This is a genomic window from Aeromonas simiae, assembly GCF_000820125.1.
GTDB classification, from domain to species: Bacteria; Pseudomonadota; Gammaproteobacteria; order Enterobacterales; family Aeromonadaceae; genus Aeromonas; species Aeromonas simiae.
In genome coordinates, this window is the sequence record NZ_CDBY01000077.1 from 68301 (window position 1) to 77895 (window position 9595).

Annotated in this window: 9 protein-coding genes; all 9 read left to right on the top strand. The window is 54.8% G+C overall.

Translation table 11 applies throughout. The annotated features are described in order from the left end of the window. Window positions 1-6: 6 nt before the first annotated feature. The 9 genes from BN1134_RS16070 to BN1134_RS16110 are packed head-to-tail and all read left to right on the top strand — an operon-like array spanning window position 7 to window position 9336. Window positions 7-1710 carry a GspE/PulE family protein gene (locus BN1134_RS16070; protein ID WP_042048457.1) on the top strand — a complete coding sequence of 568 codons (1704 nt, stop codon included), beginning with the start codon at window positions 7-9 and terminating at the stop codon, window positions 1708-1710. A gap of 3 nt (window positions 1711-1713) precedes the next feature. Next, on the top strand, window positions 1714-2931 hold the full coding sequence (locus BN1134_RS16075; RefSeq protein ID WP_042048458.1) for a type II secretion system F family protein: 1218 nt from the start codon (window positions 1714-1716) through the stop codon (window positions 2929-2931). Next, window positions 2928-3563, top strand: coding sequence for a type II secretion system GspH family protein (locus BN1134_RS16080; protein ID WP_042048459.1), 636 nt, complete (start codon window positions 2928-2930; stop codon window positions 3561-3563). Before BN1134_RS16075 ends, BN1134_RS16080 begins: the two co-directional genes overlap by 4 nt. A 19-nt stretch (window positions 3564-3582) precedes the next feature. After that, entirely contained in the window at window positions 3583-4044 is a 462-nt protein-coding gene (locus BN1134_RS20320; RefSeq protein ID WP_042048460.1) for a prepilin-type N-terminal cleavage/methylation domain-containing protein, read from the top strand. 38 nt (window positions 4045-4082) lie between these two features. Then, on the top strand, window positions 4083-4577 hold the full coding sequence (locus tag BN1134_RS20325) for a prepilin-type N-terminal cleavage/methylation domain-containing protein (protein ID WP_042048461.1): 495 nt from the start codon (window positions 4083-4085) through the stop codon (window positions 4575-4577). Beyond that, the gene (locus BN1134_RS16095) at window positions 4564-5154 is read left to right on the top strand and encodes a type IV pilus modification PilV family protein (RefSeq protein WP_042048462.1); all 591 of its coding nucleotides are present in this window, start codon (window positions 4564-4566) and stop codon (window positions 5152-5154) included. Before BN1134_RS20325 ends, BN1134_RS16095 begins: the two co-directional genes overlap by 14 nt. Then, the gene (locus tag BN1134_RS16100) at window positions 5154-5978 is read left to right on the top strand and encodes a PulJ/GspJ family protein (RefSeq protein WP_042048463.1); all 825 of its coding nucleotides are present in this window, start codon (window positions 5154-5156) and stop codon (window positions 5976-5978) included. The genes BN1134_RS16095 and BN1134_RS16100 overlap by 1 nt, the downstream gene beginning before the upstream one ends. Further along, entirely contained in the window at window positions 5968-6399 is a 432-nt protein-coding gene (locus tag BN1134_RS16105) for a type II secretion system protein (RefSeq protein ID WP_052449520.1), read from the top strand. Before BN1134_RS16100 ends, BN1134_RS16105 begins: the two co-directional genes overlap by 11 nt. A 6-nt stretch (window positions 6400-6405) precedes the next feature. Then, the gene (locus tag BN1134_RS16110; protein ID WP_156991836.1) at window positions 6406-9336 is read left to right on the top strand and encodes a DUF6701 domain-containing protein; all 2931 of its coding nucleotides are present in this window, start codon (window positions 6406-6408) and stop codon (window positions 9334-9336) included. Window positions 9337-9595: the final 259 nt, after the last annotated feature.

The window sequence follows — 9595 nt, forward strand, 5'->3', positions numbered from 1 at the left end:
GCCATCATGGGACGAGCCAAGCCACGAATTCGCATTGGAGAGATGATGATCCAGGATGGGATCATCAGCGAAGAGCAACTGCAGCTGGCACTCCAGCAACGGCAAAGTGGCCGAAAACTGGGCACCACGCTGGTGGATCTTGGGTTTATCACCGAGGCACAACTGCTCAGCGTACTGTCGCGCCAGTTAGAGCTGCCCTTTATCGACCTCAACACGATGAAGGTCAGTGATCAGGTCGTACAACTGTTGCCAGAGATCCAGGCTCGCCGCTATCGGGCGCTGGTGGTGGCACAGGACGGCGATGTGGTGACCGTGGCCATGTCCGATCCCTCCGATCTGGGGGCGCTCGATACCGTCATCACCCTGCTGGCTCCCCATCATGTCGAGCTGGCCCTCGCCCTGGAGGGGCAGCTGCTCGAAAGCTTTGATCGTCTCTACCGGAAAACCCATGAAATAGCCCAATTTGCCGAGCAACTGCACGAAGAGTATCTGGATGATGACTTTGAGTTAGGCAACATCAAGCTCGGCCACGAGGAGGAGGAGAACGAGGCCACTGTCGCCAAGTTGCTGCGCTCTTTGTTCGAGGATGCGGTCCAGATGGGAGCGTCGGACATTCACATCGAGCCGGATGAGAAGGTGCTGCGTATCCGTCAGCGCATCGATGGGGTGCTGCACGAGAACATCCTCAACGAGGTGCGCATTGCCCAGGCCTTGGTCCTGCGCCTTAAGCTGGTGGCGGGGCTGGATATTTCGGAGCGCCGCCTACCTCAGGACGGCCGCTTCAACATCAAGGTTCGTGGCAAGGAAGTCGACGTACGGATGTCGACCATGCCGGTGCAAAACGGCGAGTCGGTGGTCATGCGCTTGTTGGAGCAGGGCTTCATCACGCTGGATCAAACCGGTATGCCAGAGGAGATCTTGCAGCGTTTTCGCCGTCAGCTGCATCGGCCGCACGGCATGATCCTGGTTACCGGCCCCACGGGGAGCGGCAAGACCACCACCCTGTATGGCGCCTTGGCCGAACTCAACTTGCCGACCCACAAGATCATCACGGTCGAAGATCCGGTGGAATATCGCCTGCCACGCATCAACCAGGTGCAGGTGAACACCAAGATTGGATTGACCTTCTCCAGTGTGCTGCGCACCACTCTGCGTCAAGACCCGGACATCTTGCTGGTGGGGGAGATGCGTGACAGCGAAACCGTGGAAATTGGCCTGCGTGGCGCCCTGACCGGCCACCTGGTGCTGACCACCCTGCACACCAACGATGCCATCACCAGCGCCCTGCGCCTCATCGACATGGGGGCCCCCGGGTATCTGGTGGCCAGTGCGGTGCGGGCCGTGGTGGCCCAGCGTTTGATTCGGCGCCTGTGTCCCCATTGCCGCCAAAGTGCCAAACCAGATGAGATGCAGTTCAGTTGGTTATGCAGCCAAGTCAAGGAGTTGCCGGTGGAATACCTCTATTACAAGGGGAGGGGCTGCCAGAGCTGTAACTTTACCGGCTATCGCGGTCGGGTCGGGGTGTATGAGCTACTGGAGCTGGATCAACCCATGATGGATGCCTTGCGCCGTAACGACGCGGAAGGCTTTGCTCGCATCGCCCGTCACAGCGATCTCTATCGGCCACTGGCGATGGTGGCTCTGGATTATGCCCGGCAGGGACTGACCTCGTTGGATGAAGTTCTCAGGCTGGCGGAGGACCAAGGGTAAGCCATGGCACATTTTCGCTATAAAGGACGCACCTCGCAGGGGCTGGAGCAGCAGGGGGTCATCGAAGGGATCAACGAGTTGGCGGTGACCGAGCAGCTGATTCGCCGGGGCATCATGCCGACCCAGATTCAACCCAGCCACGCGGCCGGCACCACCGATTGGTCACTGCTGTTTGAACGACAAGTTCGCCTTGAGGATCTGGTGATGTTCTCCCGCCAGATGTATGCCCTGACCCGTGCCGGGATCCCCATTTTGCGGGCCATGGCGGGCCTGGCTGAATCGACCCCCAGCCAACTGCTCAAGACGGCGTTGGCACAGATAGGGGATGACCTTGGCAACGGCAAGCCGTTGTCAAGCGCCATGCAGGCCCACCCCAAGGTATTCAATACCCTGTTTATCGCCATCATCCACGTGGGAGAAAACACGGGGCAGTTGGAAGATGCCTTCAAGCAACTGGCGGAATACCTGGAGCTGGAGCTGGAGACGCGCAAACGCATCAAGACCGCCATGCGCTACCCCATCTTCGTGGTGATGGCGCTGGTGATGGCGATGGTAGTGCTCAACATCTTCGTCATCCCGACCTTTGCCTCCCTGTTTGCCAAGTTCGGGGCCGAGCTGCCATGGACCACCCGTTTCCTGCTCGCCACCTCACACCTGTTTGTCAATTACTGGCACTGGATGCTGGGAGGAACCTTGGGGGTGATCGTCCTCTGGCGGCGTTGGGTGAGTACCCCGGAGGGGAGGTATACCTGGCACAGCTGGCAACTGAGGCTGATGATCGTCGGCCCCATCATCACCCGCACCCTGCTGGGCCGTTTTGCCCGCAGTTTTGCCATGATGCTGCGCGCCGGGGTTCCCCTCAATACGGCCATCACGCTGGTGGCCGATGCGGTCGACAACGCCTGGATGGGCAAGCGCATTCACGATATGCGCAGCGCCATCGAGAGTGGGGACAGTCTGCTGCGCACCGCCATGCATAGTCAGCTCTTCCCTCCCTTGGTGCTGCAAATGATCGCCGTCGGGGAGGAGACCGGACAGATAGAGCACCTGATGCAGGAGGTGGCCGAATACTACGAGCGCGAGGTGGATTATGACCTCAAGAGCCTGACCGCCCGTATTGAACCAGTACTCATCTGTATCGTCGCGGGCATGGTGCTGATCCTGGCACTGGGGATCTTTACCCCGATGTGGGATCTGATGAGCGTGGTGAAAGGCAAATGAAGGGGCAGGGGGCAACACACTCGTCCCAGGCGGGCTTCACCCTGCACGAGTTCCTGTTCGTTCTGCTGATCATCATGGTGCTGATCAGCATAGGGGGGCCTCGCTTGAACAGTGCAAAGCAGGCCGCACAAGAGGCGCAGGTGCGCCAGATAGCGAACAGTTTTGCCACCGCCCTCATGCTGGTGCGCAGCAAGTGGGAGCTGGAGGGTCGCAACGCCCAGTTTGGCAAGAACAGTGTGCTCTATGACAACCTGCGCCTCTATCTGACGACACCCGAGTCGCCGGGAGCGGGGGTTCAGGCAGGCAATCTTGTTGATGTGGCGGGTGAGCGAGAGGTCAATGTCGCGCCCCATGCCATCACGGCCGATAGCTGCCAGAAGATGTGGCATGCCCTGCTGGATCATCCCCCTTTGATCAGCGCGAGCCTGGCTGAGCTCAATCAGTCCGGCAATAACGCTCAATTTTTCGTGATAGCGCAGAGACGTGGTCTTGACTCAGCCTGTCACTACTACCCGGTCGGCGGTTTATCCAAACTGGCTGGCCAATACCAAGACCCTCACGAAAGCATTGATGCCATTGTGAGTTTTAGTTATCGACCCGCCTCAGGGCAGGTTATTACTCATGTAAAATAAAGCTATAAGGAAATAAAAAATGAAAAAACAAGCGGGCTTTACGCTGATTGAACTCATCATTGTCATTATTATTATCGGTATTTTGGCAGCCACCGCTGCACCGAAATTCATGAGTATGCAAGATGATGCGCGTAATGCGTCACTTAAGGGGTTGGAGAGTGCGCTGAAATCAGCAGCGGCGATCACATATAGTAAGGCTATTATTTCCGGACAAGACCTTAAGGGATCGGCAGGAACCATAAATGGAGAGGATGGTGAAACTATCGCTCTCCTTGATGGCTACCCAGCGGCGACCTCCGCCGCATTGTCGGCAGTCGCCGATCTGCCTTCCACTGATTGGGTGTTTGATGCGCCGGCTAATAATAAAATTGCTATTTGGTCTAGCAATTTTGGTACAGAGAAACCGAATAAATGCTTCCTTGAGTATGCAGCCTCTGTGAGCCGAGCCGCTCCGGTTATTACTGTCACTTCATGTAACTAACAGATGAAAAGGGGAGGTCTCCTCCCCTTTATTTAAAAATGAAAAAACAACATGGATTTACCCTGATTGAGCTGGTGATGGTAATGGTGATCATCGGGATTCTATCCGCCTCTGCCATGCCAAGATGGCTGGGCAAAGGCGGCGCAGAAATTCGCACCGCCCGTGACGCCATGGTATCCAGGCTACGGATGGTGCAACTGATAAATATGAACGAGCCGCGGCTAGAGATGGAAAAACATTGCACCTGGCTCTCGGTAGGTGCTGCTGGTCTCACACAAACGAGCGAAATATATATAGATAACGTTCGGCAAGGGGAACCCTTGACATGGAATTGGCCACAAAGCACCAAGCTTTCTCTCGATAGCAGTAGTGTATTTAAATTGCGCTTTGATAAAAAAACGGGGCGAGCGGGAATGGGCTCGGGTTGCACGGTCACGCCCGCGAATAAACGCTTGACCCTGTGGGTTGAGCAGTCTGGGGTGAAGCTGCCCATCTATATCGAAGCGGAGGGGTTTATCCATGCACCATCATAAGCGCGGCTTTACCCTGATTGAGATGATCGTCGGGATGTCGCTGATGGCCATCGCATTGACTGGCGTGCTAAGCATGCTGATCAATTTGGCTCCTCATACGATTGACCCAGTGCGTCAGGTGCAGGCGGCACAATTGGCCCAGCGCCTCTATGGGGAAATTCTCTCTCGCTCTTTCGATGAGTATTCGGATCACAGCAATGGTAAGTATCGCTGCGGGGAAACGATCACCGGTGACCCATACGATGACAAGTGCACTCACGCAGACTTGTATGGGCCTGACGGTGGGGAGACAAGTCCCTATCTCTATAACGATGTCGATGATTACCACACCAAAGGACTCTGGGTTGAGGCAAACGATCTACTGCAAAGCAGCCTGCATGGCACGCCAGACGAGGAGTATCGCCAGTTCAAGGTATTGATCACCGTGACCTCTGTTGATTTCTCCAGTGGTGGTGCCGAGTCATTTATTACCGCCTGCTCGGAAAAAAAGTGCTCCATCGGTAAGCGTATCGATATGAGCATTCTGCCGCCACGCGGGACACAGATCGACTTTACGGCGTTTCGGGGGAATTACTGATGGGACGACGTGGGTTTACCTTGGTCGAGTTTATCCTGGTGATAGTGCTATTTGGCATCCTCGCCATTTTCACCAGCCAGTTTGTGGGCATTGGTTCACGGCTCTATGCCGATGCCAACATACTCGAACAGCGCATGAGTGACGTGCGTTTTGCCTTAGAGCGCCTCAACCGCGAGGTGCGTGACGCCGTTCCTGGGTCTTTGCGCATCGAGGACTTGGCAGGAAATGCAGCGTTACAAGGCCCATGTCTGCGCTTCTGGCCCCATGATTCAGCGGGCCGCTACCTGGATATTAACCAAGCAGTCTCCGGTGCGACGGCCCTACGCATGACCATGGTGGAGCCGATAGCAAGCGAGATGCCGCAAGATAACTGGTGGGCCATCGTCAACCCGATTCCCTATGACGATAACACCTCGCTCTGGAGCAACTGTGCCGCCGGCAACTGTGTCTCCAAAATTATTACCGAAGAAGGAACCGTATCCGGGGCCACCTCCCTGCTGCTCGATAAGCCGTTTGCGGCCCATTCCTCCGGGCGCCGGGTCTTCTTTAGCCATAGTCAGGTGCTCTATTGCCTAAAAGGAGCGGAGCTACGGCGAGCACAAAGCGTTTTGAATCAGCCTGATAAGTTCTCGTTAAATCCAGATGATCTCTCACTCTCTAGCAGTACCGGAGAGTTGATGGCCAACAATCTGAAAAACGGGCTCTTTTATCGGGAAAAGAACGCTTTTGCCGCCGATGCCGAGGTAGGGCTGCGCTTTAACATGATGAGTTCTGATGAGCTCGTTACCTTGGATCACAAAATGGTGGTATGGAATGCGCCTTAAACCGACACGTGGTAGCACCTTGATGCTCGCGCTTTTCGTGATTGTCATCATGGGACTGCTGGCAGGTACCTTGGGGCGCCTGCTCTCCGAGAGTGCTGAAAGACACACGGTGGAAGTACGTAGCCAGCGAGCTTTATTAGCGGCCCAGAGCATCCTTGAAGTTGGTCTTTATCGTCTCTATCCCAATAACTCGTGGGAGGGGAAGGGATGCAGTGAATTGGATATTACCTTTACGAATATTCCAGGGTTGGAGTTGTGCCGTGCCACGCTCTCCTGCTCCCCTGTATCAATGACCCACGATGGCACAGATATTAAGGGATGGCGTCTTACCGCCAGTGGTATTTGCGGGGATAGCTCCCAGCAAGGGCCTACGACTGTGGTGAGCCGCACTGTGATGGCGGAATCATTTGAAGGAGTATAAATAGCAATGAATAGGATATTATTATTACCACTATTTGCGGTCATCGGGACATGGGCCGCCCAGGTGGATGCCGCAACGATAAACTGCAATAGCATATTTCCAGGGCCAGCACAGAGTCATAATGGCGAGCAGGGTAACGACAGAGGCTCGCTGCGTATGCTCAATGGGGCCGTTATTGAGAATTACAATAAATCAGATCTCTGCTTTAAAAATACCCGCGAAGAGCATGAGATGGCCAATGACGCCTGTGGTACGGCGGGAAAATGTATTTCCATCGGTCAGATAAGCCAACCCATGGAAAAGCCGAACATCTTTAAAACAACCAGTAACAATGGTACGAAAACGCTGGAATCTGCATCACTTATCATCGGTGGTTCAAGTGACTATGGCAATGTGCATGCCGGTGATAAAAAACGTTGGGATGCCGGCTCCTTCGAGGTGCGAAGGGGAAGTATCATGGATGTCTCTGATGCTTACGACACTTATGTATTTGGTGTTGTCGGTGTTGCCGAAGGAGGGGTCATCAACTTTAAGGCTGGTAAGACCTATCACCTTAAAAATTTTTGGATGAACCCCAACAGCACCGCCAATATCGTGGGTGATGGCCCGACGTGGATCTATATCGGTGGTGGGCAGAGCGATAATGAGAGTACATTCAAACTGGGCAATAACAGCCATGTTAAGATCCTCAGTGAAAATGCTACGTTAGGTGTTTATGTCTCTGGCGAATTTGAATTGCTGGAAGGCTCAACAGTTGAGGGCGCTTATTATGTTAATCAAAGCGCCAAGCTGGAGAATCGCTCCGTGCTTACCGGCCAGCTCAGTGCCGCCAAGGTGGAGATGAGTGACAGTAAAATCATCTATCGCCCCGGTATACCGGAACTGCCAAAGGCCACGGTCGATCACTTTGAGCTAACCCACTCCGGGCAAGGGTTAACCTGTAACCCGGAAGAGGTCAGCATTAAGGCATGTGCCAATGCCGATTGCAGCGCACTCATCACCGACAAGGTGACCGCTACCTTGACTCGCCAATATGCCACGAGCAGCAACGGCTGGTTATTGGGGAACGGTACCCTTGGCGATCTCACCCTGAATTTCGAGCAGGGTTATGCATCGGCTCGCCTGCGTAACAATACCCCTGGAATGATCACCATGGGGGTCAAGGAGTCACAACCTGCGATGAAGGGGGCCACCCTGTGTCGTGTTGGCGATGGCGTGCCGAGTAAAGACGCGTGCTCCCTGCACTTTGATGACAGCGGGTTTATTGTGGACATCCCCGATGGCATCGCCAATCAAGAGCTGACCGGTAGCATTAAGGCGGTAAAGGCAGACTCCAACTTGCGTTGCGTCCCTGGTTTTCAGAATGAAACCAAGGAGCTCCATCTGTGGAGTGCCTATGTAGAGCCGGCCGATAACCGGTTTGGCAGCAAGATCACCCTCAATGGCAAGACCTTGCCTGGGGCAAAAGAGAGCACTCAATCCTTGTTCTTTGGTAACGACGGGGAAGCAGCCATCAAGGTTCGTTATGCAGACGCCGGCAAGATGAAGATTGAGGCCAGCTACCAAGGAAAGGGGGAAGAAGCCGGGTTAGTCATGAAGGGGAGTGGGCTGTTTGTCAGCGCGCCGCAGGGGCTCTGCCTGGAAGTCAGCAAGGGAGCCTGCCATCGCCCTGATGGTGATTATGCCAATTGCAGCGTATTGGCCAAGACAGGAGAATCCTTCTCCATCGCGCTTCGAGCCGTCGCCTGGGAGCGAGAGGGGGATGATGATATCTGCAGTGGTAACCTGCCTACCCCCAACTTCGAGCTGGCAAATATCGCGCTGGGTAGCGAGGTGGTGGCTCCGGTATCCGGTGTCGATGCCACACTGCGTTTTGATTCATACCAGCACGTCCGCACTGATGCGAAAAACACCAATACGTTGGAGCAGTGGGTGGATGAAGTCGGGGTCTTCCGTTTGACGGCGACGCCCCCCAAATACTTCGATCAATCGATACCGGTTGCTCGCAGTGCTCCCATCGGGCGCTTTGTACCGGCTCATTTCGCACTGAGATCCGGTGGCGTGGTGGCCCCCAATAACGCTGACTTTACCTATATGGGGCAGCCCTTTAACAGCCACTTTGTGGTGCAAGCCCAGAATCAACACGGCATAGCAACGCGAAACTACCGTGATGGGTTTGCCAAGGGTAAGCCGTTCATTGTGGCCGGTGATGGTGTCGATCGCTCAAGCCGTATCGACATGATGCCGTTTTCGGCAGATGAACTCGCACCTTGGCATGAAGGCACCCTTGAGGCCAAGCAAGAAGAGCTCAACACCCGCTTTGCTCGCACTCCGCAACCCGAAAATCCGCTGACGCTGGCCATTGGCATCATGGTGGACGATCGTGATGGTGCCCGCTCCAAGCTGCTTGATTTAAATATGAATCCTGCGGTGAATGGCGTGTGCGTGACCAATTGCACTGCCCGTCAACTGGGCGATCAGGAGATGCTCTATGGGCGCCTTAACGCAGGCACAGAACAAGGAGGGGTAAGAGAGCCACTCGCGGTCAAGCAAACGGTCGAGTTCTATGAAGGTGGCTGGAAAACCAGTACCCGCGACAATACCACTCAACTGGCATTGAGTGATCTGGTCTTCACCGGCGACAACCAAAGTGTGAACACTGAGGGCTCTTCTCTGACCTTCCAAAAAGGGGAGGCCACAGGATCCATCAAGATCGGTGTTGGTAAGAGCGGTCCAGGCGGCGCATCAAGTGTGGTCGATGGCGGGGTGACCCATTTGCATCTTGGTGCACCAGGCCAGGCGCTGCGAGTGCCTTATCGCGTCAATGTGGATCACCAGCCTTGGCTAGACGATCCTGACGCCTTGAATGGGGTTGCCGTATTTGGCAGTTCAGCGGGAAATGATCGCATCCTGTATAGCCGGGAGCGATTTGAGTAATACACCTCCTTTCATCTTCAAAGGCGCCCGATGGGCGCCTTTTCTTTTTTAAGAAGAAGAGAGGGGAGGAGACACTGATGTTACAAACATCAGGGGAACGAGGGCGCATATAACAATAAACGCCGTTAGTTATCTCTCACCCTGAATGCCTGTTATCAGGTTGGGGCAGGGGATTAATACTTGAAAAGCCACTCAGTCAGACTCATCCTGTACTCTCTTGCTATCTTTCAAGGAGTTATCTGTTGATCAGCGCGCAAAA